The sequence below is a fragment of the Cardinium endosymbiont of Nabis limbatus genome, assembly GCF_965196625.1.
Taxonomy (GTDB): Bacteria; Bacteroidota; Bacteroidia; order Cytophagales; family Amoebophilaceae; genus Cardinium.
This window is the reverse complement of the sequence record NZ_OZ239769.1, coordinates 1,080,552-1,106,836: the sequence shown is the minus strand read 5'-3', so window position 1 is coordinate 1,106,836 and position 26,285 is coordinate 1,080,552. Positions and strand designations below refer to the sequence as shown.

Genomic DNA, 26,285 nt, shown 5'->3' with positions numbered 1-26,285 from the left:
TATTTACAATAGAACATGTTGAATAAAAAGCAAACCAAAAATTGGTTGCATCGGTTTGGTTACGATTATACCAATGAACCTCTTTCGAAAGCGCTTTGTGGTGAATTAGCAATCGAGGCTAAGTGTGATCCATCTACATTGGGCAGCAAGGGGTACGGATTGGCACAGATGTCTGCTTTAGGTTTTCCCATTCCACCAGGCTTTACCATTATAACGGAGGGGTGTAGAAACTATTATGAAAAAGGAGAAAGGCTTGCTCAAGAAATTTGGGATCAAGTGGTTGCAGAGCTTCAACTACTTGAAAAGGCTACAGGAAAGCATTTTGGAGGTGGTCCCTTTCCGCTGCTGTTATCGGTGCGTTCTGGTGCTAAGGCTTCCATGCCGGGTATGATGGATACCCTATTGAATCTCGGTTTAAACGATGCTACTACGGAGCTATTGGGCCATGCCACCAATGATTTTAGATTTGCTTATGATGGCTACCGCCGTTTTATAGAAATGTATGGTAGCGTCATTATGGGCATAGACCACCATCTATTTGTAGAAGCAATAGAGGCGATCAAAAGGCAAGAAAATATACCCCTTGGGGCAGGATTAAGTCTTGGCGCATTGCATACCGTTATAGACCGCTATAAACAAATCATCTTCACACATACTGGTACCACCTATCCTCAAGATGTTTTTAAACAACTTAAAAACAGCATAGCAGCCATTTTTGCATCTTGGAACAGCCCAAGGGCGGTTACCTATCGGCGGCTTAACCAGATAGATGATCAAGAAGGCACAGCGGTTACCATTCAGTCTATGGTATTTGGCAATAGGGGAGCAGATAGCCTAACCGGAGTTTTATTTACCAGAAATCCATCCACTGGCGCGCCTACCTTATTTGGTGAATATTTAATCAATGCCCAAGGCGAAGAACTGGTTTCGGGTTTGGTTACCCCTCAGCAGATCACCAAACAGGGTAGAGAGCTGATTCAAGCTAAAGAGGACTCCTTGGAAGAAAAATATCCTATTATTTTTAGCCAACTCAGCCACTTAGCCAGCGCATTAGAAGACCATTTTGGTGATATGCAAGATATTGAGTATACCGTTGAGCAAGGCAGATTATGGCTGTTGCAAACCAGAAATGGCAAACGCAGTGCTAGCGCTGCGGTTAAAATTGCCATTGATATGATGCAAGAAGGCAAGATAGATGGGCAGGAAGTTTTAAAAAGGATAGATTATAGTGATCTAGAGCGGCTGCTGCATCCTACGTTGGATCCAAACCAAACCATAGAAGTATTAACCCAAGGGCTTCCTGCTGCACCAGGTGTGGCTTCTGGTTTGATTGCCTTTTCACCAGAAGCAGTAGAAGCCATTTCGAAAAAGGAGCAGGTCCTATTGGTTAGGGAAGAAACCAGCCCTGATGACATCGGTAGTATGGCGATGGCTGCAGGTATTTTAACCACCAAAGGCGGGATGACGGCACATGCGGCTGTAGTAGCAAGGGGTATGGGCAAACCTTGTATATGTGGTGCACATGCGGTTACCATAGATCTCCCAAACCAATGCCTTGTAATTGGTCAGAAAAAAATTCCAATGGGGAGTTACCTCACCATTGATGGAACCACCGGGCAAGTGATCAGCGGAAAAGTGGCCACGATTAGGCAAAAGCCTTTGCCCGAGTTTCTAACCTGTATGGCATTAGCAGATCAAACCAAAAGAATGGCTGTAAGGGCCAATGCAGAAACCGTTCAAGATGCAGCAGTTGCCTTATCCTTTGGCATCTCGGGCATAGGTCTTTGTAGAACAGAGCATATGTTTTTTAGCCCCGATCGCATGCGCATGTTTAGAAAGATGATTTTAACAAGTGCTACCGCATCACGCGTCGACCTTTTAGCCGAATTGATGGCAGTACAAAAAATAGATTTCAAAGCACTTTTTCAAGTCTTAAATGGGCTGCCGATTACCGTAAGGTTATTGGACCCTCCTTTGCATGAATTTTTACCAAGCCATCCAAAAGAGGTGGCTGATTTGGTAGTACAAATAGAGCGTCCGCTTGCTGAAGTAGAAAAGCGTATTGCGCAGCTTTGTGAGGTGAATCCGATGTTGGGCCATCGGGGTGCCAGATTGGCCATCACCTTTCCAGAAATTTATAAGATGCAGCTTCAAGCCTTATTTGAGGCCGCATTAGAGGTTAAGCAGGTGGCGTTAGAAATTATGTTGCCCCTTATCTTTGATGCCCAAGAGGTCATTTTTCTGAAAAAGATCATAGAAGAGCTGCACCAAAAAATAGCTCCTCAAATCCAATATAAAGTGGGCATAATGATAGAACTACCAAGGGCCGCCTTACAAGCCGCAACCCTTGCACCGCTCGTTGACTTTTTTAGCATAGGAACCAATGATTTGACCCAAACTACTCTTGGTATTTCACGGGATGATGGCGCAAAGTTTCTAGATGTTTACCGCGCAAAAGGCTTGCTTAAAGCAGACCCTTTTGTTACACTTGACCAAGAAGGCGTTGGCGCATTGATCCAAATAGCGGTAACACGAGGCAGATCCGCCCATCCAAATTTAAAAATAGGCATTTGTGGCGAACATGGCGGCGATCCATCTTCTATCCAATTTTTCGAATCAATAGGCTTAGACTATATATCTTGTTCTCCATATAGAGTACCTATTGCAAAGTTAGCTGCTGCAAAGGCACGGGTTTGAGCGATATTTACCTGTTAAACGAACTGATCCAGACTGTTTACGCACTAAATCATAAGTTGCATAAGCAGCTAGCACTTCCTTTCCAGAAAAAGCAATACCGCATTCTACTACCTCTTTTACATGAGGATATTGCAATAGTTCGGTATGATAGGATTGTGTTTGTATTTGATCTAATGCAAGTTTAGAGGCATTTTCCAGTTTTTCTTCTTTCCGAACCTGCTTAAATTCTAACAGCAACGCCTTTGTGCCTTCTTTTTTAGGTATTAATAAAAGATCATAACGACCTAAACCGCTTTCTCGATTGGAACGTATATAATGGGTTATACCCAAGCTTGATAACATCCCTAAGACAAATCCATGGTAAAACCCCTCTGATTTGTTATTTTTTTTGGCATCAAAATAGCTCACACTGCGGCGTAAAAATTCGCTAAGTTGTTCGACAAAAGAAGCAACCTCACCAGCTATCAAATGTTTTACAAAAGCATCATATTGACGCTTGCGCTCAAACTGATTAACAAACCACTCTTGAAAAAATGTGCTATAGAGGCGCCATATTTCATAATTAGGAACCTTGACGCTACAATCATACAGTGTAGTATAGGCACTTAAACTACTTGTTTCAAAGGTCAAGTAACCAGCAAACAATAAAAGGCTCCAAAAAGAGGTATCGTCTTTATCTAAGATATCAAAAGCAAGATGTTTGTTGATGGATATCGTTAAGGTCTCCCCGCGCATCAACTGTTCGAACTGTTCTTTTATATCAGCATGCGCAGTAAGTACCTTGTGTTCTATTAAGTTATTATTACCCGTATTGACCCAGTAGACATCAAAATGGCCCGATTTATTGATGCAAGAAATAATAGACCAAGGATTATACCTAACCAAGTTCCCTATTTTATATCCATTGTACCAATCTCTTACCTCTTCTATAGAAGTACTAAGAGATTGTTCTTGAAATAAAGAGGAAACTTCTGCTTCACTAAAGCCAAAGTAAGCACTATATTCTTCGTCTAAAACAGTATACGTTTCTAGGTTATTCAACCCAGAAAGCATACTATCTTTAGAAATACGCAATATGCCCGTTAATATCCCCCTTTCTAGGGCAGTATTGCCTTTTAAAGCAGCGCTAAATAGGTTGCGCATAAATGATACCATAGCATCCAAGTATGCCTTATTGCCATAAGCTTTGTTTAAGGGCGTATCATATTCATCTATGAGGATATAGATTTTCTGCCCATGGTGTTGATAGAGGCATTGACTAAGCAGCTTTAGAGATGATTCTAATTCTTGTTGATTAGCCTGTTTATTTACAATTCTATAAAGTTTTTTTAGCTGTATTTTATTAACCTTATCGCTATCAAATAAATAAGTATAGGATTCATAAACAGTCGTTATCAATTCATACACTGCATTGTAAGCTCCCTCAAAGTTATCTGCATTCACATCTTTAAAGCTGATCATAATAACCGGATGCTTACCTTGATGTTCCTTAATGTATCTACCATCTTCTAGTTTGCCAATTACTAGGTCATCAAATAAACCTTCTGTAGGTACCCCATTCACCTCTGAGGCAAAAAAATGGTGTAGCATAGACATATTGAGCGTCTTACCCCAACGGCGGGGGCGGGTAGTGAGTGTAACTTCTGCGCCGCTTTTTAGGAAATCAGCAATCATCGCTGTCTTATCACAAAATAGGTAATCGTTAGATGCTAACTTATGAAAGTTATCAACACCAATCGGTAATTTTTTCATAATGTTATGGGAACATTTAATTCGTATACTCCACCGCTGCTGACCGCCGATCTACCAGAGAAATGCAAAAAACCTTCCTTTGTTCATAGGTCATGTAGTAAAACGCCCCTGTAAAAAGTTTCGAAATAGATCCCATTCCTTACAGATGATTAGGAAAAACAGCTTCCTCTGAAGCCCGCGCAGCGGGCGCTTTCTATTTTTCCATCTGTAAGGAATGGGGTCCGAAACTTTTTACCGAGGGCTTGATTTTTTGTCCACTTTTTTATCAAGAAAAAAGTGGTGAGCATCATCCTTTTTATCAAGATATAAGTAACTAAAAAATTCCTTATCAAGAGCAATTAGGATAATCTATCCTAATTTTTCTAAAAAAGCATCTATTCTTTTATGCGTCTTATCTCTACCCAGTAGGACTATAATGTCTATAAGATCCGGACCCGCCTTACGGCCTGTAAGGGCCATACGCAAAAGGGGCATGATAGCAGGAACAGCTTGCACCAACGGTTTGATCGTCTCCCCCTTCCATTCTATGAGCGTAGCAATGCTTTTGCTAAAAGCCACCATACCCTCTTTGGTTTGGGTATTCCATCTTTGCTTGATCAGTTCAGCGTCATAATCAACAGGATCAAAAAAGAAAAACCTACCTTCTTGCCAGAAATCCTTTGGAAAAGTAATTCTATCCTTTACCAAGTTGCAAATGGCTATTGCATCTTCCTGACGGCAGGTTATATTTTCTTTTATTGCTTCTGTGCTAAAGTAGCTCGCCCAAGCAGTGGGTCCTTGTATTTTAATATGTTGTTGGTTAAACCATTTCGCTTTAGCGATATCAAACTTAACCCCTGACTTACCTAGTCGTTCCAGGGAAAAAGCCTCTATTAAAGCCTCTTTGGTAAACACCTCTTGGTTAGTGCCTGGGTTCCAGCCCAATAAAGCCAAAAAGTTCAACAATGCTTCTGGCAAATAGCCTGCTTCTCTAAAGGCTTTTTCAACCCTAAGATCTGGGCGATTCCAAGCGATAGGGAATGCAGGGAAGCCATATTGATCCGCATGGCGTTTGCTTAACTTCCCGCTGCCATTGGGTGATAATAGAAGCGGCAGATGTATAAATTGGGGGATTTCATCGGCCCAACCTAAACAACCATATAGCCATATATGAATCGGTGTGGAGGGGAGCCACTCTTCACCACGGATCACATGGGTAATTTGCATCAGGTGGTCATCCACTATACTAGCAAAGTGGTAGGTAGGCCAACCATCTGATTTCATCAATACCTTATCATCCAAGACCGAAGCGTCTACTTTTACCCAGCCCCGAACCCCATCTTGAAAGCGTATTAACCCCTTATGGGCCATTTTTAATCGAATCACATAAGGTTTACCCGCTGCGATCCATTCCGCTACCTGTTCTGCAGGCATGGTAAGCCCATTGCGCATCCATTCACGGCTGATTGCATTGTATTGTGGATTGGCTACCTTTGCCGCTTTAAGCCGCTCCCGCATTGCTTCGATCTCTCCTGGGGTGTCAAATGCATAATAGGCATGTCCGCTCTCCAAGAGGTGTTGTATATAGGTTTGGTAGATGCCAAGCCGTTCAGATTGTTTGTAGGGGCCAAATGTCCCTCCTTGTTCCGGGCCTTCATCTGGTACAATCCCTAGCCAGCGCAAGCTTTCTAAAAGGTAAGATTCCGCACTAGCCACCAAACGCTTTTGATCGGTGTCTTCAATGCGCAATATAAAGCGCCCCCCCTCTTTTTGGGCCAAAAGATAGTTGTAAAGAATTGTTCTTACACTACCAATATGCAATGCACCCGTTGGGCTAGGGGCAAAGCGCACATGTACCGCCATATATTCTATATAAAAAAATGGTAACCCATAGGGCTAAGCTATATTTTGGCCAAAACTGTAATGCCTCCTTTTATTTTGTCTCCTACTGCTACTTGAATGGCTGCATCTACGGGCAAGTAAACCTCTGCCCTTGAACCAAATTTAATAAAACCACACTTTTCACCCTGTTGCACTTCTTCACCCTCTTTAAAATAAAACTTGATACGGCGTGCCATAAAACCAGCTATTTGCCTAAAAAGAATTTGTTGACCATTCTCATTTTCAATGACAATAGAGGTTCTTTCATTATGCGTACTCGCTTTGGGATGAAAGGCCACCAAGTACTTTCCCGGGTGGTATTTAAAGAAAACAATCTTGCCAGACATAGGAAATCGATTCACATGTACATTAAAAGGAGACATAAATATGCTAATTTTGATGCGTGTTTCTTGTAGATATTCCTCTTCATATACTTCCTGAATGCTAATGACTTTACCATCTGCTGGCCCTAATATATATTGATCTTGGGTATGGATGATGCGGTATGGATCTCTAAAAAAATAGATTAACCAAAAGTACAAAGCAGCACTTACTACTGCAAACCCTATGGATTGATGGTAGCTAAGCGCCACTTTTTTATGCATGCCATAGTAAATAAGCAATAGGAGAATAGGTGTCCACAATAAAATTTCTTTTCCTTCTTTATGTATTTTCATTACTTGAAAAATTAAAACCTAGCGCCATAGTAGCGTTATAAACCATCCAGTAGTCTAGCATTTTTATGGTTTTGGACTTTGTTTACTGATATAGTAAAGCTATTTTTAAAAATGCAACTACGGCAGGGATGGTTAACAATAGGCTATCAACCCTGTCTAAGAGGCCTCCATGGCCTGGAATCATTTCGCTAGCGTTTTTTACATCTACACTTCTTTTAAGCAATGAGGCAACTAAATCTCCGTAGGTGCCTGTAAAAATGGTAATCACTGAAATGGAAAGCCACTGCCATAGTGGTAAAATATTAAAAAAATAGGCGATCCCATAACCTGCCATAATGGCAAATAAAGCACCTCCCCAAAAGCCTTCCCATGTTTTTTGAGGAGAGATTCGTTTGAAAAACTTAGCTCTGCCTATCGTTGAGCCTACTAAGTAGGCTCCGGTATCTTGGCTCCAAACAATGGCCAGTAAACCCAATATCAATTGGCTCGAATAGATGCCCTTAAAAAAGGCTAGGTAATGCAGCATCCCACAAGGAATGGCAATATATAAAATGCCTAAAAAAGTAGCTGCAATATCTAAAAAAGGGTTAGAAGCCTTTCGGCTATATAGCGCCGCTATATATATAAATATAGTGAATGGAATAGCACCATAGCCTAATATGGGTGAAAAATTATCTTGAAGATAATAGGCAAATATGATGGTATACAACAGCAGCCCTAGCCAAATGCCATAGCCCCGCATAGGGGACACATTGGCTTGTTTCAGCAATTTGTAAAACTCTAACATGGCCAGCATCACCACATAAAAGAAAAGCAAAAAATAGGTCCAGGCAGACCAAAAAATGGCAAAAATAATAACAGGCGTAAAAAAGACAATCGAAAAAAAACGTTGCACAAAATTGTTTTGCTGCTTTAACATAAGCGTAGGTTCTGTTTTGAATACATGATGCAGCGCCTGCATCTTTCCCTATTCCAAACAACTAGGAATAAGACCTTACAATGATATAAAATTTAATAAGAGGAACAAAACCTCCCTCACTCTTGATTATGCGAACAATTCGCCTGTTCTGCCAAACAAGCGTTGGCTCAGTTGCTTAAACTCCAGCAAGGTAAAGAGTGGTTCCAATTTGTCCCTATTTGGCCCTTGGTAATGGCATTTTTCTAAATCGAGTGCAATCGGTACATCTGTGTGAATGGTAGCTAGCCTTTTTGAAAGCATACCTTGTGCTGCATATGCCTTTAGGTTTTTCTTTAGTGTACCCTTGAGTTGATCGCTATGTGCCAATAGATTTTCTAGATTGTCAAATTCTTTTATAAGTTTCCGAGCCGTTTTTTTGCCAATGGAGGGAATACCTGGAATAAAATCAGAAGGATCTCCCTCTAGTGCTAAAATATCCTTTATTTGTTCTGGCCTAGCGATTTCCCATTGTGCTACGATTTCCTTTTCACCCAGTATGGTCGCTTTTTGGCCATGGCTACTCGGTTTATAGAGGTAAATACCATCTTGCACCATCTGGGCCAAGTCTTTATCTGTAGACATAATATAGGTTGTACATTCCATGCTCTTTGCCTGGTTGGCCAACGTACCCAGTAAGTCATCTGCTTCATAGCTCTGATGGGTTACAGATAGAATACCAAACCCATCTAAGATCGCTTTGATATAAGGTATTGCTATAGAGATAGCTTCTGGTTGTGCCGGTCGGTGCGATTTATAAGCTGGAAACAGCCTATGCCGAAAGGTTTTTTCTTTGCCATCAAAAGCGACGATAAGGTGGGTAGGTTTTTCTTTGTGTAGCACCTCTACGAGCGTATTCACAAAGCCTAGTATCGCTCCTGTTTTCATTCCCTGTGTGGTAGTGGCAGCTGTCTTTTCAAGCGCAAAATGTGCCCTGTAGATAAGCGACATGCCATCTAATAAAAAAAGTTTTTTTTGTCTATCTACCATTTCATATTTTAGCCTTGTAGCCATAGGGTTGTATTACCATAAATCGGTAAAAATTCCATCTCCTCTATAATATTTGCCGCCATGTGTATGGTCTATCTTGGTAGCGCATTCCGCTATAGGACATCTACTCAGCCCTGGTATGCGTATACTGATTCCCACTTGAGCACTTATACCAGCTGTATAATGGCTTACAGTACTAATCAGCTCATCCACGCTCGATGGGATCTCCGGCTCCGCAAGCTCATTGTTTAAACAAAGAGCATAAGCCACGCGCAGGCTTCCATTTATGTAATGTGCAAGCTGTTTTTCCCATGTAACCCCTAAGTCAAAATTACGTCCATAGATCCAATAATAGTGCTTACCCAATTCGGAAAAGTTATAGATACAAGGTGCCCAAGTACCATCTGTTAATAAACTATAACTTTGATTTTCAATTAGCTTAAAACCGACTCGCAGCAACGGACTCCAGGTAAAGTAATAAGCGCGCTCAGGTGTATAGTTTAGTGCTGTATATTCGAAATCCTCTTCTTTATCCGATGCGTCATTATTGACCCATTCGCCAACCATCTTTTCTAAAAAAGAACACCTTATTGCTGCACCAGTACCGATTCGTAATCTTTTCCAGTCGACGGTTGCCAAAAGTTGTCCAAAAAAGGTCATGCCATTTCCGGTGAAACCAAAAATATTTTTAGGATTATAACTACTTGGTTTGAGGTCATCTTTATCTTTATCCCTTGGAAAATGAATAGAAGGTGCATGATGCCAACGTATGCGGTAGGCGCCTATGGCCGTTCTATCTCGGTGTTCGCCATGCACTTGCATTTCACCATCCTTCCTCCCAGGATGCATGCCATTAATATGCACTTTATATCTATCCGCTTTTAGACCAAAGGCACCCTCTAGTTGAATGTGGCGCCAAAAGGATTGGTTGGTAGCCTGCAATGCAACCAATGGCGCAAGCCACAGCAAGAAAGGTAAGCTAATAAGAAATTTCAAAGGATGAATATTTTAGTTTTTGTTTATACAACAGGCTTATAAACCAAGCATTTAAGATCTTAAAATTAGATTTTTTTACTTTTATTTCCTAGTATAGCGGTATCCCTCATTGGGTCTATTGGGTAGGAGTGGTTGATCTAGTATTTAAAAAAGGAAACCAAGATGCGTTATTATATCATTGCTGGCGAGCATTCTGGCGATATGCATGGAGCTGATTTGATTGGTGCAATCAAAAAGAGAGATCCCCATGCTGACTTTTGGTCTTGCGGGGGCGTGGCTATGTCCAAAGCGATCGGCAAGCCCTGTAGGGTAGATGGCTTAAAAATGGCCTATATGGGGCTAGATTTTTTAAAAAAGTGGTGTGCCCTATGGCAGTTGCTCAAGTTTTGCCAAAAAAGTTTAATCGACTATCGGCCGGATCTAGTCATTTTAATCGATTCCAGTGGTTTCAATATGCGGATAGCTGCTTTTGCCAAGCGCAATGGCTTTCGCGTATTCTACTATATACCACCCAAGATCTGGGCACATGGTCCAAGAAGAATCGAAAAGATCAAACGCGATGTAGACCGCGTGTGGTCTATTTTACCCTTTGAAGCTGCCTATTATCAGGCGCAGGGTTACCATGCTATTGATTATGTAGGCAATCCTTTGGTTCAAAAGGTAGCGGATCATTGCATCAATCCCTCTTTTATAGCAGACCATAAGCTTGATAAGCGGCCTATTATTGCTTTACTACCCGGTAGTAGATTGGATGAAATCCGCCGTATATTGCCTATAATGGTTGCCCAAGTAGATCCAACCTATCAGTTTGTAGTAGCTGGACTGCGTGCTATGCCCAGCAGCTTGTATAGGGCGTTATGCCCACCTACCGTTCAGGTAGTCTATGACCAAACCTATGACCTAATGGCGGTTGCGCAAGCAGCTATTATTGCTTCTGGAACCGCTAGTTTAGAAGCTGCTTTATTCAATTTGCCACAAGTAGTGGTCTATAAAACCCATCCACTGGCTTACTTTTTCTACAAAAGTGTGGTTACGGTACAATACATCTCTTTGGTCAACCTTTTGGTAGACCAACCCGTTGTTCCAGAACTCATTCAGTATCAACTCACCCGTGAAAAGCTTTCTGCCACTTTGACCGATCTTTTATCCGGTGAGGGTTGTACCAAACAAAAAGTAGCCTATCAGGTGATCCGCCAACTATTGGGCCAACAAAATGCTGCTGAAGCAGCAGCGAAGTGTATAGTGGAGCAGATCAAACCGTTCGGCTAAGTTTAGCGGCATGCTTCCTGAAAATAACCAGAAGCATTCTGGTATTTGCACACTTGTTCCTTCTTGTTGCGCCACGTTTTTTAATGCTTTATCTTCTTTTGTATCCTCCATATCCTTTTATTTGGGAATTTTTATACACTATACTTTTTAGTAAACTAGTAATATTTAAATAAATTAAAAGGTAATGTCTATAAATTATGATCTGTTTACAGATGAAATAATAGAACCTAGCATTGCCTATTTTGTTGGTAGTACCAATAATATTGCTTTTTTACATTCAGATTTAGGTCATAGTAGATGGAACAAAAACCAGGTAGAATGCTCGCCATAGATTATGGGCTCAAGCGGGTTGGTATAGCTGTAACGGATCCTTTACAAATTATTGCCACCCCTTTGACGACCGTTGCTACGCCTACTTTATTCCTTTTTTTGAAGGATTATCTCCAAAAAGAAAGTGTGGTCGCCTTTGTAATGGGCATGCCCAAAGGTTTGGATGGCGCCCCTTCTAAAATGAGTAGGGTGGTAGAAGCGCTTGGTGCCCAATTAAAAGCCACCTTTCCAGCACAAAGCCTTTATTACCAAGATGAACGATTTACCTCTAAGTTGGCCATGCAAGGGCTCTACCAAGCAGGCTATTCTAAAAAAGATAGGGCCCATAAAGGCAATATAGATAAAGTAAGTGCGGCCATTATCCTACAATCTTTTTTAAACAACAAGGCATGTATACCTTTCTCCCCTCGCTTGCGGCCCTCGATAAATGAATTTGGTACACAGTAAATATCGGTGGCTATTCGTACCTTAAGTTGGTGCAATTGGGTGAACTTTAATTTTCTATTGCAATTGCGTTCATCTCTGTATAGTTAACGGTTGAGTAGCCGTAGGGCTGCCATCTTGTATCTATCGTTCGATACCATTATATTTCAAGCCAGTCGTTTTAACAAAAATAACCATTTAATACAATCGTGTCATGAGTTTTATACAAGAATTTAAGAAATTTGCCATTAGAGGCAATGTAGTAGATCTATCTGTAGGGATTATTATGGGTGCTGCATTTGGTAAGATTGTTGCTTCTGCCGTAGAAGATTTGTTTATGCCTATGATCAATCCCCTATTGGTTATCAATTGCAATTGGGAATCGATCGTCATTGGTCCTGGTATTAAAATTGGCCGTTTTCTTGCTGCCATTTTAAACTTTTTGGTCATTAGTTTGGCTACATTTTTCTTAATACGCGTTATTCATAAATTGCAAAAATCAGAAGAAAAATCAGAAGAAGCACCACAAGGGCCTACACCTACTGAAAAGCTTTTGATGGAAATAAGAGATGCACTTAAAAAATAGTACCGATTCATGCATCCTCATTTATCAGACTTAGACCAACTCAGTCCAAAAGATTTTATTATCATAAGGGGTGCTAAAATGCACAACCTTAAAAATATAAGTGTAGCCATTCCACGTGGCCAACTCGTAGTCGTTACAGGGTTATCTGGTTCTGGAAAATCCTCTTTGGTTTTAGACACCCTTTTTGTAGAAGCCCAGCGCATGTATATAGAGAGTGTCAGCGCCTATGCGCGGCAGTTTCTAGGCAAAATGGACAAGCCTGCCGTCGATGCGATTCAAGGTCTTTCTCCAGCTATTGCCATTCAGCAAAATGTTTCCAATAAAAACCCCCGTTCTACCGTAGGCACCCTTACCGAGCTTTGTGACTACCTGTATCTGCTCTATGCCCGTATCGGCACAACCTATTCCCCCATAAGCGGACAAAAAGTAAAAAAAGATAGCGTCTCTGACGTCGTCGATTACATTCAGCAGCAGCCCGATGGTACAAAGGCATTGATCCTTTACCCTATGGCAGTAGGTGACCAAGCCACATGGGCACAGAAGTTAAAAGTGGAGCAAGGCAAAGGATTTACCAGAGTCATGCAAGGCGGCACCCTCTTGTATATAGAAGAACTATTGGCCGGCACCGCCCTATTGGCATTAGACCAGCCCATTTATGGCTTAGTAGACCGCATTGTAGTCAAAAAAGAAGACCAAGACAACCAATATAGAATAGCAGATTCTGTGCAAGTAGCCTTTTTTGAAGGGATGGGCCATGCCGTAGTAGAGTTGGTTGGCATAGGCCAACGCTCATTTTCAGATCGCTTTGAGTTAGATGGCCGCTCATTTGCCTTACCTACCCTTTCCTTTTTTAATTTCAATACCCCCCATGGTGCCTGTAAAGCCTGTTCAGGCCTAGGCCAGCTGATGGGCATAGACCCCAATAAAGTAATACCCGACCCCGCCCTTTCCCTCGTGGATGGTGCCATAGCCCCCTGGAATGGCCCCACCATGTGTAAGTGGCTGGTTCCCCTTTTGGCGGCCCATGAAGCCCTTCATTTTCCCATTTATACCCCTTATGGCCATTTAACCCCCGACCAACAAAAACTCTTATGGGAAGGCAGTGGCGACTTTATCGGTATTCATCGCTTTTTTAACTTTTGCGCCACCCAAACCGATAAAATACACTACCGCGTTTTACTTGCCCGTTACCGAGGTAAAACCATATGTCCAGATTGCCACGGCAGTCGGGTCCGGCCAGATGCCCATTATGTTAAAATCGACAACCATTCCATAGTCGATTTATTGTTGAAGCCCATTCACGACTTAATCCCCTTTTTTGATCAGTTATCCCTGACCGACCGTCAGGCCGCTATTGCCCAAAGAGTCGTTGTAGAAATTAAAAATCGGCTGCGTTATTTGGTTCAGGTTGGGTTAGGCTATTTAACCCTTAGCAGGCCCATTGCCACCCTATCTGGCGGCGAGCACCAACGCATTAAACTAGCCACTGCATTGGGCAGCCCCCTTTTTGGTACCATCTATATATTAGATGAACCCACTATTGGGCTTCATCCCCGTGACACCCATCAGCTTGTGCAGTTGCTGGTAGACTTAAAAAAGCAAGGCAATACCGTTATTGTCGTAGAGCATGAAGCCTTGGTGATGCGTGCTGCCGACTCCCTTATCGAGATAGGCCCCGAGGCAGGCGCTGGTGGCGGCAACTTGGTCTTTCAGGGCACCTTTCCAGCATTGATGCAAGCCACCACCCATACCGCACAATACCTCAATGGCAGCGCCTCCATTCCCCTGCCCAGCTGCAGACGTCCTTGGCGCAACCATTTGCTGATTCAAGAAGCGAGCCTCCACAACCTCCATCAAGTCTCCGTTTCCATTCCCCTCAACGTATTAACCGTTGTGACAGGCGTAAGTGGGTCAGGCAAATCCACTTTAATCAAAGAAATCCTTTATCCCGCTTTGGTCCAGCACCTCACCAAGCCCTCCTCTATTTTAGGGCAAGCTGCCCTTTCATCCACCCTATTAAGTGGGGATATACATGCCATTCAAGCCGTAGAGTTGGTCCACCAACATCCATTAGGGAAATCCTCCCGTTCCAATCCAGCCACCTATTTAGGCATCTATGATCCCATTCGGGACCTCTTCGCCCAAACCGATCTCGCCCATTCCCGCCACTATCAAGCCGGTCACTTTTCCTTTAATTCCGAGAAAGGCCAATGTCCCCTTTGCCGTGGTGAAGGGCAGTGCAAGATAGAGATGCAATTTATGGCAGACATTTGCCTCCCCTGTGAGCGCTGTAAAGGCAGCCGTTTTAAGGCTGAGATAGCCGATGTCACCTATTGTGGCAAAAACATCACCCAAGTACTCAGCATGACCGTAGACGAAGCATTGCTTTTTTTTGCCGATCAGGCCTCCATTGCCCATAAGTTAAAAGCCTTGCAAAAAGTCGGTTTAGGCTATCTACCATTAGGGCAATCCTCCACCTCATTAAGCGGCGGAGAAGCACAACGGCTTAAACTCGCCTATTATCTAGAAAAAGAGTTGGCAGATTACCCCATACTCTTTATATTTGACGAGCCCACTACCGGGCTGCATATGCATGACGTAGCCCAATGGTTAAAAGCCATGCACGCCCTAATCGATCAAGGCCATAGCGTGCTCGTCATTGAGCACCACATAGATGTTATCAAAAGCGCAGATTGGGTCATTGACCTAGGCCCCGATGGCGGCCAGCAAGGCGGCAAAGTAGTTTTTACCGGCACCCCAGAAGCCCTGATACAAAAAGACGGCAACCATACCGCCCATTATTTAAAAGAAAAAATATAAAAAAATAGTTGCATTTTATTTTTTTTTATATTATCATTGTAGCAAATTTGTTTAGCAGGGTTTGCTATAAGGTGTAATAAATGCATATAAAATAGGTGTGGGTAAGCATGGTAGATTTGGATGGTATTTGGATATGTATTATTTTTGTGTAAAAGCCCATTATAGTAATTAATATAGTTATATTAGTAATTGTTTAATCTTTAAAAGCAGTTAAGTAAATTAAGTAATTAACAATCAATAAAATTGAGTAAAATGATTTATAAAAAAATTGGAGATAAAATTCCTTCTTTATCCGGTCTACTCTTGGCTGGGGTAGTGTTATGTAGTGGTTGCCCTAATAAGGACAAGGAGCAGCATAATAATGAAGATCCTGCAAACAGTTTGAATGGTTCAGAGGGGGAGGGTACTAGTCCTGGGAAAGATGAGGGAGGAAAGGCTGGTGGTCAAAAACTTAGCTCGGATCTTGCAGAAGCAATTCAAAAAATTAAAAGAGTTTTTATTGATTGCTCAGGTGTGAGTCACTTAGCAGGTAAGGCAAAGCCTTTTGTTTATAATTTGGATGATCTTAAAAATCTGGATAATACAACTCTCTGCGAGAAAGCTAAGGGTCTATTAGCTTCTTTTTCTGATGAAAAATCTGGCATTGCGGCAGCTTATTCTAAGGATTTCAGAGCTTTTTTTGAGAGACTAGAAAAAGACGTTCTTAAAACAAAGGTTTATAGTAGCTATCCTTATGCATTTATTTTAGCTCTCCAGAACATCGCTGAAGCCTGGAAAAAGCTTCATACTGTTTATGGGACTATGGTCGAAAAAATTAATAGTTGCATGCCACAGGATAGCTTGAAGCCTTTGGTAGACGAACTTGATAAATTCATAGAAGAGTCGGATAAAATTTTTGACCCTACTAAAGGATTTTTAGATAATCCAACAAAAAGCTATGCAATGCTTAGTGGAGCTAGGCTAGTTAGGTTTTTGCATGGTGAAAGTAGAAGGGGTACTAAGTACCCAGAGGTTGTTGCTTTATTAGACGGCGTTACAGTGGACTATTTGTGGGTGAATTTTAAAACAGATGCAGAACAGTCTCCCGGTGCCAAGCAAGAAAATGTTTTAGAGGGTGGTATTTTTAAGAAAAAGGGTGGTGAAATACTAGCAGCTTGGAAAGTAGATGGTGACGATACAATTAGGATGCCTAAAGTTTCCGCTATTTCTAATAAAAACAGTGTTGGTGCCTCATTGACTAAAAAGTTCAAACCTGTTTCGGGTACTGTAGATGATATTCAAGAGTCAGGTGACGCACTCAAAATATTCGAAACCATTACTAAGCCTGATAAGAGTTCTCAGTTTAATCTAAAAGCTGCTATAAAGACTCAGGGCATAACCTTTAAGCAGCTTTTATTTACGCTTTTTAGTAGTTCCTCAAATAGTGGTTCCTCAAAAACAGATTTCTTGAAATTAGAAGCTGGAAAATCAGGAAATGATACTGTAAAGATTATTGGAATTGATAAGGTCTATAAGGATTGGGTAGATGCATGTGCGAGTGAAGAACGCTTTGCTCATCGCTTGGGTGCCCATATTGAATCCTCCAGGTTTGGGCTAAGTAATTTGTTTGTTATTCCTAATGTTGATGACCTTGAAAAAACTTTATTATCAGGAATATCTGATGCTAAGCCAGCAAATAGTGGTATAGGGGCTGTAGCAGCAACGGAAGAACAAAAGAATACTGATGGAGAAACTGTTGCCCAGGCTGGTTCTGGATCACTAGGTGAAGATAGTCAGTCTGTATCATTGATTAAGAATATTTTTAGGGCTTTTTCAGCTAATCAAGTAACTTCTGGAACTCCAGCCCAACTTTTGACAAAAATAAAAAAGTTGGGAGATTTGCATGGTACCGACGATGTAAATGGGTCAGATTTAACTTTTGAACAGCGAGTCTGTATTCGTCTTGCTAAGACTATAGGAGCTGCTTCATACCTTACTAGTATGAAAGAAGGTTCAGCAAGATCGCTTATACATGCTGTAACTAGTGCGATTGATATGGAGTCAAACCATGCAATTCTGGTCCTTAAAGGAGGTGCTTATAGTCCTACTGAAGCCACTAGACGAATTTTAGACGCTTTTAAGAAGTTTGATGATCAACTAAGGCGGAAGTACCGCACTGCTTCTCTTAGCTATGAACAAATTGAAGACCAAATTAGTTCCCTAGACCCTAACTCTAACCTTAAATTTGAACAAGTTCATCAATTTTATGTAGATGAGTGCAACGCACTTCGGGGTGTTATTGCAGCGGAGGTGGAACCTATTGTTAAGATGCCTTTTGATCCTAAACAGAAAGTAAATTATGGAACTCACTTCTCTGGTGTAAAGGGGCTTACTGACCCTTATTATACAAGCCTTGATGCAATAAGAGAAGAGTATCATAAGAAAGAAATCAAGTAAAATATTTAGTTTCTATTCTGTTTTTAATCTTCTACAATGGGAGCTAGCTTTTGCTGGCTCCCATTTTTTTTGTATCTGGGTATATTGTCTGACGAGCGATTATTCAGCGGATTAGAAAAACAACTGTTTGAGCCCGCGCAGTGGGTGAGTTCTGTTTTTTCCGCTGAATAATCGCTCGTTTCCTTACCTTTACTGTGTGCCAAAATTTTTATGGGCGGTTAGTAGCGGTGGGGTATGCGAACAATCGATTTGCATCTCTGTGCTAGAATAGATTTTCCTTTTATGCCTCCTATGCATCAAGCGTTCACCAGCTATAGATTTTTTTTATTGTTGGGGTTGTTTATATTGACCTCTGGAGCTTGTAGGCAAAATAAAATTGCTGAACCCGTTCAATCTATCCGTAATGATGCTCATTCAGCTGCTTCAACGGAGGGTTCTATACCTTTTTTAGTTCATCAAAGGCCTGTTGGCATCCCTAATGTAGGTGGCAGCTGTTATATAAATGCAACATTGCAAGTTATAGCTGCTTTTTATCCGGAGGAGGTTATGGCTGCTGCTAATGATCCATTGCGTACGATTATAGAAAAAATTAATCATAGCAACCATCTCTCTATTGCGGAAAGTGATATCCAGCTATTTATAGATAGTTTGCCTAAAATGTATAGTCATCCATCCAATAATGGTGGTGATCCAGTACGTTTTTTAGATGCATTAGATGACTTATCCCCTTTTCTTCCTAAAGTTAGTCCTTCTATTCGTTATTTTAGGCAAGAGGAAGGGAAGATTAAAAGCTGTGCTTTAAAAGTCCCTATGCCTTTTATATTGCTCTATCCACCCTTAGATCAGGGATTTCAAATGGAGACGCCTTGTTCCAATGATCTGAGCAAATTGATTCAAGCCAATCAAGCCAATCAAGAAGTGTGCGTCTATCATGATAGATTGCTTGATAAGCTCTACAAAACCTATCCGTTAAACCCAGATAAATGGAATAACGTTGATTGCACGCCTTTTGTCTTAAAGCATCAACATTTGTTAGGTCATGCGCAAGGCGTTTTTAAGCCGGTTATCATGCAAGATACTTATTCTGAACTTCCCAATAAACTAGCTATTGCCTTTACAAGGCCTGGTAGTAAAGGTAGTGCAACCTACGATCATAGCGATTTAAGCGGCACAGAGGTGATAGCTATGCATCATGGTGCTGCATCGTCTGAGGTTACTACCTTTAGGCTAGCTGCATTTATATCAGCTGTTACTAAAATCGGTCCTAAGCCAGACCACGCGATTGCTTTCGTACAACGAAATGGACACTGGTACGAAGTCGATGATGCCATAGTAACCCCGATTGCCCATACTGAGGCTATTCAAGCCTCTAGACAAGCACGGATTTTATTTTACCATAAAGAAAAGCACGCTAAACCATGCAATCCAAAGATATAAGAGAAAAGTTTCTTGAATTTTTTATACAAAAAAGGCACCAACACCAGCCTGCTGTGCCCATTGTCAACAAAGATGATCCTTCCTTGCTCTTTGTCAATGCCGGTATGAATCCTTTTAAGGATATCATTTTAGGCAACCAACCCATTACCCACCCCCGTGTCGTAACCGCACAACCCTGTTTGCGCGTTTCCGGTAAACACAATGACCTCGAAGAAGTAGGCGTAGATACCTACCACCACACCCTCTTTGAAATGTTAGGCAACTGGTCCTTCGGAGACTACTTTAAAGAAGAAGCCATCTCCTGGGCATGGGAACTCCTCACCGAAGTCTATCACCTGCCCAAAGAACAGATCTATGTAACCATATTTGGCGGAGATGAAGAGGATCGCTTGCCCCAAGACCAGGAAGCCGCTGCGATTTGGGCCAAATACCTACCTGCATCCCATATCCTTGCCTTTGCCAAAGAAGATAATTTTTGGGAAATGGGTGCACAAGGCCCCTGTGGCCCCTGTTCTGAAATCCATTTGGATATTAGACCTACCTCCGAACAAAAACAACTACCCGCTGCCCAATTGGTCAACACAGGCCATCCCCAAGTCATAGAGATTTGGAACCTCGTATTTATGCAATACAACCGACAAGCCTCCGGCAAACTCGTCGACCTGTCCCAGCAACACATCGATACCGGTATGGGCTTTGAACGGCTCGCAATGGTATTACAAGGCAAAACCTCCAACTATGATACCGATATCTTTACCCCACTCATCCAAAAAATAGAAGCGCTATCCGGTAAAAGCTATCACCAAAGTGCAACCACTGCAGTCGCCATGCGCGTCATTGCAGACCACCTCCGCGCCGTCGCCTTTGCCATTGCCGATGGGCAAGCCCCTAGCCATGCCAAAGCAGGTTACGTCATCCGCCGTATCTTGCGCAGAGCCATCCGCTATGGGTATAGCCATTTGGCCATACAAACCCCTTTTATCTACCAATTGGTTCCTGTTTTAGCTGGACAAATGGAAGGCGTATATCCCAATTTGACCACCCAGCAAAACTACATCCAACAACTTATTCAAGCAGAAGAAAATGCCTTTTTAAAAACATTGGCTACGGGATTACACCTCTTTAACCACTTAGACCCCAGCAAAATCCATCAGGGCGTTATAGATGGCCGTGTCGCCTTTGAGATCTATGATACCTACGGTTTTCCCTTAGACCTCACCCTACTCATGGCCAAAGAGCAAGGACTTACTATAGATGAAGCCGGTTTCCAACAAGCCCTCCAAGCACAAAAAAAGCGCTCTCAAAAAGATGCCGCCACCAGCCAAGGCGATTGGCAACTCCTCCAACCAACCCTTCACCCCCAGTTTGTAGGCTATGACCAATTGACCGTGACGACCTCTATTGTACAATGGCGTACCCTGACCAATAAACAAGGCGTGCGTTACCAATTGGTGTTAGCTGCTACACCTTTTTATCCAGAAGGAGGGGGGCAGGTAGCTGATATAGGCGTTATCCTATCTGGGAACCAAGTTATGCAAGTGCTAGACGTACAAAAAGAACATGGGTTAATCATCCATACCGTTGATGAGTTTCCTACTCAGCTGGACGCTCCCGTAGAAGCCTCTGTAGACCCCACCCAACGGCGCCTCGCCGCTGGCAACCATACCGCTACCCATTTGTTACAAGCTGCCTTAAAACAGGTCGTAGGGAGCCATGTGACTCAAAAAGGTTCTTTGGTAACCCCAGCGCTACTGCGGTTTGATTTTGCCCATCCTGTTAAGTTATCTGCTGCCCAAATAGAAGCCGTAGAAGCGATGGTCAATCAAAAGATTAGAGAAAACATTCCCTGTATCGAGCAGCGTTCCGTGCCCATTGCAGCCGCTAAATCCATGGGGGCGCAAGCGCTATTTGGTGAGAAATATGGTGCAGAAGTGCGCGTGATTGCTTTTGACCCAACCTATTCCATAGAGCTTTGTGGCGGTACCCATGTAGCTTGTACAGGACAAATTGGCTTTTTTAAGCTCATCCATGAAACCGCTGTAGGTACTGGTGTGCGCAGAATAGAAGCCTTAACCGCTACGCATGCCCACCATTTTGTAACCCAGCAATCTGCTGATTTAACCACTATAGCAGAGCTACTCAAACAGCCCAAAGCGCTCGTGCAGGCCGTAGAAAAGTTGATATATGAAAAAAAACAGCTCCAGAAACAAGTAGCTGTTTACCAAGCCCAAGCGGTACAACAAGTCATCCAACAGCTTGCCAGTCAATTGGAGCCGGTGGATGAGGGCTACCTATTGATCCAATCTGTGGAACTGCCCCATCCCCATGCATTAAAACAAATTGCATCGCACTATAAGGCCGAATATCAGAAAATAGCCATCGTACTGGCCACTACATTTGAACAGCAAGCCCACCTGATGGTTATGACATCAGACCCATTGGGGCCATGCAACGATGCCCATGCACTGATCCAGTCCATAGCCCCCCTTATTCGCGGCAAAGGAGGCGGACAATCTTTTTTTGCAACCGCTAAAGGCGATAACCCTGCAGGCATACCCGCTGCATTAAAAACAGCCAGAGGTTTCTTATGCCCTTAATTCTATGCCTCTTCCTGACCATATCTATTGGTCAAAATAACCTCACCATACTGCTTGCGTATTATGTCATAAGTAGCATAGGCCGCTAAAACCGATTTACCAGAAAAAGCAATACCGCATTCCACTACTTCTTTAACATGCGGGTATTGCAATAGCTCGGTATGATAAGCTTGCGTTTGTATCTGCTGTAAAGCAATTTTAGCTGAACTTTCCAGTTCTTCTTCTTTCCGAACCTGTTTAAACTCCAGTAGAATTGCCTTTGTACCTTCTTTTTTAGGGATTAATAAAAGATCATAACGCCCTAAACCGCTTTCTCGATTGGAACGTATATAATATCTATCACTGACACTAGCCAGCATAGCTAAGACGAAACCATGGTAAAAGCTTTCACCTTGTTTGCTATAATGCAGATCAAAAAAACTAGCACTTTGTAGGAGGTAAGCACTTAAATCTCGTGTAAATGCATCTACTTGGCCTATGAGTAGATAACCTAGAAAGGTCTCATAGTTAGCGTGGCTAGGAAATTTCCCGAGTAACCACTCCTCAAAAAACCGGTTATAGAGCCTGCGTACTTCATGATTAGGAATCCTAATGACACAATCATATAAATCACTATTGCTACTTAAACTACTTTTCTCCCAAGTTAAATAGCCGGCAAATAATAGCAAGCTCCAAAAAGCAGTTTCATCTCTACCTAACAGATCAAAAGAAAGATGCTTGTCTATAGATACCGTTAATGTTTCTCCGCACATCAATGGTTCGAACTGTTCTTTAATGCTCGTATTAGAGGAAAGAATCAACTGTTTGATTAAGTTATTGTTACCCGTATTGACCCAATAGAGATCAAAACGACCCGATTTATTGATGCATGAAATAATGGACCAAGGATTATACATCACTAAGCCGCCTACCTTATAGCCATTGTACCAATTCTTTACTTCTTCCATGGAGGTAGCAAGACCTTTTTCTTTAAATAAATAAGAAACTTCATCTTCACTAAAACCAAAACAACTACTATATTCTTCGTCCAGCAAGGTGTAAGTTTCTAGATTATTCAACCCAGAAAGCATACTATCTTTAGAAATACGCAATATACCCGTTAACACGCCTCTTTCTAGGGTAGTATTGCCTTTTAAAGCAGCACTAAATAGGTTGCGCATAAATGCGACCATAGCATCCAAGTATGCCTTATTACCATAAGCCTTGTTTAAGGGCGTATCATATTCATCTATGAGTATATATGCTGCCTGTCCATGGTGTTGATAGAGGCATTGACTGAGCAGCTTTAAGGATTTTTCTAATGCTTGCTGATTGGCTTGTTTATTGAGAATAGTATGTAATTGTCTTAACTGTATTTCATTAATTGCATCACTTTTCAATAAGTAAGCATAGGTACTATAAACCTCCAATATCAATTCATAGACCGCATTATAGGCCCCTTCAAAACGATCTGCGTTCACATCCTTAAAGCTGATCATAATAACCGGATGCTTGCCTTGATGTTCCCTAATGTACCTACCACCTTCTAACTGGCCAATTGCTAGATCATCAAATACACCTGCTGTAGATACCCCATTCACCTCTGAAGCAAAAAAATGATGTAGCATAGAGATGTTTAAGGTCTTGCCCCACCGACGAGGGCGGGCAATAAGCGTAACCTCATTGCCACTTTTTAGGAACTCAGCAATCATGGCTGTTTTATCACAAAAGAGGTAATCGTTAGAGACTAACTTATAAAAGTTATCCACCCCAATTGGTAATTTATACTTATTCATATGAGATCATTTTAGTCAACCTTAGTAAGATTACAAACCCATTTGTAGTAGTTTAAGTTTGATGTTATAATAGACCTCTTGCATAACCTATTTCTAATGGCCATTTTGGTGTCGAAGCTTGTCTACGCTCCTCAAATACATTGAGTATTCTGCGGTGCTCGACTGCGTTTCTCCTAAAAATTGCTGATCATAAATAGCTTATGCAAGAGGTCTAATAGTTAAATTTAATGTAAATTATAGTTCTTGTGCACTTATATCAAAAAAATATTAAATTAAAGTTAGACTGGTTGGTGCACGCGAAAGGGTTTAGCACCCTATCAGTAAATTAAAAATTTTGTATATTGCAGGGAAAGTTTTTATATTTCCTTTCTTAAGCAATATTTCCCGGCAGTGTCCGTTGTAAAACGATTTTAACGTATGAATCAAAATATTCTAGAGGTTACAGATGCGCAATTTGATGCACTCATTCGCCAGAATACACTTGTTTTAGTAGACTTTTGGGCGCCTTGGTGTGGACCTTGCTTAAAGCTTGCCCCCGTTATAGACCAAATTGCAGCGATGTATACAGGCAAAGCTGCTATTGCTAAGCTAAATATCAGTGAAAATAGCCAAATACCTGCTAGGTATTCCATTGCTACCATTCCTACTATGTTGTTTTTTCATCAAGGTGAAGCGGTTAATCGTTTGGTGGGGAATCTTCCGATTTCGGAAATTCAACAAGCACTAGATAAATATTTATCTTAAATTAACCTGAAAAGTTCTACACACTACATTTTACTTGATTATAAACGATCGCTTCAACGATATGGCAATGCTACGAAAAAAATAAAAAAATGCATCAGTGCTTGATTTTTTGCACACTTTTTGATCAACCCAAAAGTGTGGTATAATTTTTTTTTGTCCACGCATGCAACCCATTACTAAAAATCTCAAAACTTTTATTTTACACTTTGTAGGTCAATACAAATGGCATTTCATTGCTATGGCTGGTTTGCGCATGTGTTTTGTACTCGATAACTTAGTAGTGCCCTATGCCTTTAAGATACTCGTTACACGGCTTACAGAATTGGCTGACCATCGAACAGGCGTTTGGATAAAGGTCGCCTTGCCACTGATGGCCCTATTGGGTGTAATCGTGCTGATAGAACTTTTATTCCGTCTATTTGACTATATGAAAATCAGGACTATTCCTGCTTTTGAAGCTAAGGTACGCATGGCTATCGTCCGTTATTTGCAAGGTCATTCCTATCAGTTTTTTACAGAGCATTTCTCTGGTGATTTGCTTAAACGGGTCAATGACTTAACAGATGGCATTAGCCAAGTCATCATGATTGTCATTTCATCATTTTTGCCCACATTTTGTACCATGTTGGCTGGTGTGTTTTCCTTTGCCTATATACAGCCTACTTTTGGTGCGCTGTTGATGGTCTGGCTGATATTGCATACTGCTACCTATCTTTTTTATTCAAAAAAGATCAGCCGTGGTGTAGCCTTACATGCAGAAAAAGTCAGTCGCTTATCTGGTAGCATTGTAGATGGCTTTACCAATATCTTAAGCATTAAACTCTTTGCTCGAAAAAGGGAAGCAATCACCCATTTGATTGCTCCGCAGGCTGCAGAAAAACTGGCACATGAAAAGGCTTTAAAGCTTATTATGCATCTTCATTTTATCATTAGTGGCCTTTCAATTGGCTTTATGGGTGTAGGGATGCTCACCTATATGGTTTATTATTGGCAGCTTGGTAAGCTTTCCATTGCTCAGTTGACTTATATTTTTTATGCTGGTAATAATATTTGTAATCTGGTTTGGGTTTCTGTAGCAGAGTTTCCTGATTTCTTTGAGGAAGTTGGCTATTGTAAGCAGGCTTTTAAGTTATTACAAAAAAAACATGCGGTGCTTGATGCAGCTGATGCTTCTGCACTGCAATGTCGGTCGGCTGCTATTGCTTTTAAAGGAGTCTCTTTTGCATATGTGCCGGGCAAACCTGTATTTGAAAATCAAAACATGGAGATTGCACCCGGCGAGAAGGTAGGATTGGTCGGTTTATCTGGTAGTGGTAAAACTACTTTTATTAATTTGTTGCTCAGGTTTTTTGATTTGGATCAGGGTGTGATTACAATTGATGGACAAGATATCGCTACGGTTACCCAGGAGTCATTGCGTGCAGCCATTTCCCTTATACCCCAAGATACAACGCTTTTTCATGGCAGCATTTTAGAAAATATTCGTTATGGGCGTAAAGAAGCAACCGATGATGAAGTCATTGCGGCTGCTCAAAAAGCAAAGTGTCACGACTTTATTATGCGTTTAGCGCAAGGATACCATGCATTTGTCGGTGAAAGGGGATCAAAGCTTTCAGGTGGGCAACGCCAACGCATCGCTATTGCACGTGCTATATTAAAAGATGCGCCTATCTTAATACTAGATGAGGCTACTTCTGCATTGGATGCCGTTACAGAAACTGAAATTCAAGAAAGCCTTTCTATGATTATGGCTGGTAAAACAACTATTGTGATCGCACATAGGTTGACGGTTTTGGCTGCAATGGATCGCGTGCTGGTATTTAATAATGGAAAAATCATTGCAAATGGATCGCATGAAACCCTTTTAAAGACTAGCCCCCTCTATGCAAATATGTGTAAATTACAGTTCAATGGCATCCATTCGTTGCAATAGCAGTTTAT

The 26,285-nt window shown here is 41.6% G+C and carries 17 protein-coding genes; 10 read left to right on the top strand and 7 right to left on the bottom strand.

Annotation, left to right across the window (positions count from 1 at the left end):
- Positions 1 to 15 precede the first annotated feature (15 nt).
- The gene (gene ppdK / locus ACOALF_RS04915) at positions 16 to 2,697 is read left to right on the top strand and encodes a pyruvate, phosphate dikinase (protein ID WP_419241382.1); all 2,682 of its coding nucleotides are present in this window, start codon (positions 16 to 18) and stop codon (positions 2,695 to 2,697) included.
- On the opposite strand, the gene ACOALF_RS04910 is transcribed toward ppdK, so the two are convergent.
- The 6 genes from ACOALF_RS04910 to ACOALF_RS04885 form a co-directional block, all read right to left on the bottom strand.
- Positions 2,671 to 4,449 carry an AAA family ATPase gene (locus ACOALF_RS04910; RefSeq protein WP_419241381.1) on the bottom strand — a complete coding sequence of 593 codons (1,779 nt, stop codon included), beginning with the start codon at positions 4,447 to 4,449 and terminating at the stop codon, positions 2,671 to 2,673. The genes ppdK and ACOALF_RS04910 overlap by 27 nt on opposite strands.
- A gap of 348 nt (positions 4,450 to 4,797) precedes the next feature.
- The gene (gene gltX / locus ACOALF_RS04905) at positions 4,798 to 6,291 is read right to left on the bottom strand and encodes a glutamate--tRNA ligase (protein ID WP_419241380.1); all 1,494 of its coding nucleotides are present in this window, start codon (positions 6,289 to 6,291) and stop codon (positions 4,798 to 4,800) included.
- 38 nt (positions 6,292 to 6,329) lie between these two features.
- Complete coding sequence (locus ACOALF_RS04900) at positions 6,330 to 6,986, bottom strand: phosphatidylserine decarboxylase family protein (RefSeq protein ID WP_419241379.1); 657 nt, start codon at positions 6,984 to 6,986, stop codon at positions 6,330 to 6,332.
- 82 nt (positions 6,987 to 7,068) lie between these two features.
- Positions 7,069 to 7,947 carry a phosphatidate cytidylyltransferase gene (locus ACOALF_RS04895; protein WP_419241378.1) on the bottom strand — a complete coding sequence of 293 codons (879 nt, stop codon included), beginning with the start codon at positions 7,945 to 7,947 and terminating at the stop codon, positions 7,069 to 7,071.
- An 84-nt stretch (positions 7,948 to 8,031) separates the two neighbouring features.
- On the bottom strand, positions 8,032 to 8,931 hold the full coding sequence (locus tag ACOALF_RS04890; RefSeq protein ID WP_419241377.1) for a 5'-3' exonuclease: 900 nt from the start codon (positions 8,929 to 8,931) through the stop codon (positions 8,032 to 8,034).
- A gap of 33 nt (positions 8,932 to 8,964) precedes the next feature.
- Positions 8,965 to 9,900 (bottom strand): hypothetical protein, encoded by a 936-nt coding sequence (locus ACOALF_RS04885; RefSeq protein WP_419241376.1) that lies wholly within the window; start codon positions 9,898 to 9,900, stop codon positions 8,965 to 8,967.
- A 189-nt stretch (positions 9,901 to 10,089) separates the two neighbouring features.
- Here ACOALF_RS04885 and lpxB point away from each other — a divergent pair, with 189 nt between their 5' ends.
- The 7 genes from lpxB to alaS all read left to right on the top strand — a co-directional run bounded on the left by lpxB (position 10,090) and on the right by alaS (position 21,825).
- The gene (lpxB, locus tag ACOALF_RS04880) at positions 10,090 to 11,196 is read left to right on the top strand and encodes a lipid-A-disaccharide synthase (RefSeq protein WP_419241375.1); all 1,107 of its coding nucleotides are present in this window, start codon (positions 10,090 to 10,092) and stop codon (positions 11,194 to 11,196) included.
- Between the two features lie 297 nt (positions 11,197 to 11,493).
- Positions 11,494 to 11,973, top strand: coding sequence for a Holliday junction resolvase RuvX (ruvX, locus tag ACOALF_RS04875; protein WP_419241374.1), 480 nt, complete (start codon positions 11,494 to 11,496; stop codon positions 11,971 to 11,973).
- 190 nt (positions 11,974 to 12,163) lie between these two features.
- On the top strand, positions 12,164 to 12,535 hold the full coding sequence (mscL, locus tag ACOALF_RS04870; protein ID WP_419241373.1) for a large conductance mechanosensitive channel protein MscL: 372 nt from the start codon (positions 12,164 to 12,166) through the stop codon (positions 12,533 to 12,535).
- A 9-nt stretch (positions 12,536 to 12,544) separates the two neighbouring features.
- Positions 12,545 to 15,355 (top strand): excinuclease ABC subunit UvrA, encoded by a 2,811-nt coding sequence (gene uvrA / locus ACOALF_RS04865; RefSeq protein ID WP_419241372.1) that lies wholly within the window; start codon positions 12,545 to 12,547, stop codon positions 15,353 to 15,355.
- A 252-nt stretch (positions 15,356 to 15,607) separates the two neighbouring features.
- Complete coding sequence (locus tag ACOALF_RS04860) at positions 15,608 to 17,791, top strand: hypothetical protein (RefSeq protein ID WP_419241371.1); 2,184 nt, start codon at positions 15,608 to 15,610, stop codon at positions 17,789 to 17,791.
- Positions 17,792 to 18,025: 234 nt separating this feature from the next.
- Entirely contained in the window at positions 18,026 to 19,228 is a 1,203-nt protein-coding gene (locus ACOALF_RS04855; protein WP_419241370.1) for a hypothetical protein, read from the top strand.
- Positions 19,210 to 21,825 carry an alanine--tRNA ligase gene (alaS, locus tag ACOALF_RS04850; protein ID WP_419241369.1) on the top strand — a complete coding sequence of 872 codons (2,616 nt, stop codon included), beginning with the start codon at positions 19,210 to 19,212 and terminating at the stop codon, positions 21,823 to 21,825. The genes ACOALF_RS04855 and alaS overlap by 19 nt, the downstream gene beginning before the upstream one ends.
- A 2-nt stretch (positions 21,826 to 21,827) precedes the next feature.
- Here alaS and ACOALF_RS04845 read toward each other — a convergent pair whose 3' ends face one another.
- The gene (locus tag ACOALF_RS04845; RefSeq protein WP_419241368.1) at positions 21,828 to 23,600 is read right to left on the bottom strand and encodes an AAA family ATPase; all 1,773 of its coding nucleotides are present in this window, start codon (positions 23,598 to 23,600) and stop codon (positions 21,828 to 21,830) included.
- 417 nt (positions 23,601 to 24,017) lie between these two features.
- Between ACOALF_RS04845 and trxA the strand changes: the two genes are divergently transcribed.
- Together trxA and ACOALF_RS04835 are read left to right on the top strand one after the other, a co-directional pair.
- Positions 24,018 to 24,344 (top strand): thioredoxin, encoded by a 327-nt coding sequence (gene trxA, locus ACOALF_RS04840; protein WP_419241367.1) that lies wholly within the window; start codon positions 24,018 to 24,020, stop codon positions 24,342 to 24,344.
- A 163-nt stretch (positions 24,345 to 24,507) separates the two neighbouring features.
- On the top strand, positions 24,508 to 26,277 hold the full coding sequence (locus tag ACOALF_RS04835) for an ABC transporter ATP-binding protein (RefSeq protein WP_419241366.1): 1,770 nt from the start codon (positions 24,508 to 24,510) through the stop codon (positions 26,275 to 26,277).
- Positions 26,278 to 26,285 lie beyond the last annotated feature (8 nt).

Excerpts from the sequence above, each read along its gene's own strand:
- ACOALF_RS04835 (WP_419241366.1), top strand. The coding sequence starts at position 24,508 with ATGCAACCCATTACTAAAAATCTCAAAACTTTTATTTTACACTTTGTA.
- alaS (WP_419241369.1), top strand. The coding sequence starts at position 19,210 with ATGCAATCCAAAGATATAAGAGAAAAGTTTCTTGAATTTTTTATACAA.
- ACOALF_RS04890 (WP_419241377.1), bottom strand. The coding sequence starts at position 8,931 with ATGGTAGATAGACAAAAAAAACTTTTTTTATTAGATGGCATGTCGCTT.
- ruvX (WP_419241374.1), top strand. The coding sequence starts at position 11,494 with ATGGAACAAAAACCAGGTAGAATGCTCGCCATAGATTATGGGCTCAAG.
- ACOALF_RS04860 (WP_419241371.1), top strand. The coding sequence starts at position 15,608 with ATGATTTATAAAAAAATTGGAGATAAAATTCCTTCTTTATCCGGTCTA.
- ACOALF_RS04855 (WP_419241370.1), top strand. The coding sequence starts at position 18,026 with ATGCGAACAATCGATTTGCATCTCTGTGCTAGAATAGATTTTCCTTTT.
- ACOALF_RS04845 (WP_419241368.1), bottom strand. The coding sequence starts at position 23,600 with ATGAATAAGTATAAATTACCAATTGGGGTGGATAACTTTTATAAGTTA.
- lpxB (WP_419241375.1), top strand. The coding sequence starts at position 10,090 with ATGCGTTATTATATCATTGCTGGCGAGCATTCTGGCGATATGCATGGA.
- ACOALF_RS04895 (WP_419241378.1), bottom strand. The coding sequence starts at position 7,947 with ATGCAGGCGCTGCATCATGTATTCAAAACAGAACCTACGCTTATGTTA.
- ACOALF_RS04900 (WP_419241379.1), bottom strand. The coding sequence starts at position 6,986 with ATGAAAATACATAAAGAAGGAAAAGAAATTTTATTGTGGACACCTATT.
- trxA (WP_419241367.1), top strand. The coding sequence starts at position 24,018 with ATGAATCAAAATATTCTAGAGGTTACAGATGCGCAATTTGATGCACTC.
- uvrA (WP_419241372.1), top strand. The coding sequence starts at position 12,545 with ATGCATCCTCATTTATCAGACTTAGACCAACTCAGTCCAAAAGATTTT.
- ppdK (WP_419241382.1), top strand. The coding sequence starts at position 16 with ATGTTGAATAAAAAGCAAACCAAAAATTGGTTGCATCGGTTTGGTTAC.
- mscL (WP_419241373.1), top strand. The coding sequence starts at position 12,164 with ATGAGTTTTATACAAGAATTTAAGAAATTTGCCATTAGAGGCAATGTA.
- ACOALF_RS04910 (WP_419241381.1), bottom strand. The coding sequence starts at position 4,449 with ATGAAAAAATTACCGATTGGTGTTGATAACTTTCATAAGTTAGCATCT.
- gltX (WP_419241380.1), bottom strand. The coding sequence starts at position 6,291 with ATGGCGGTACATGTGCGCTTTGCCCCTAGCCCAACGGGTGCATTGCAT.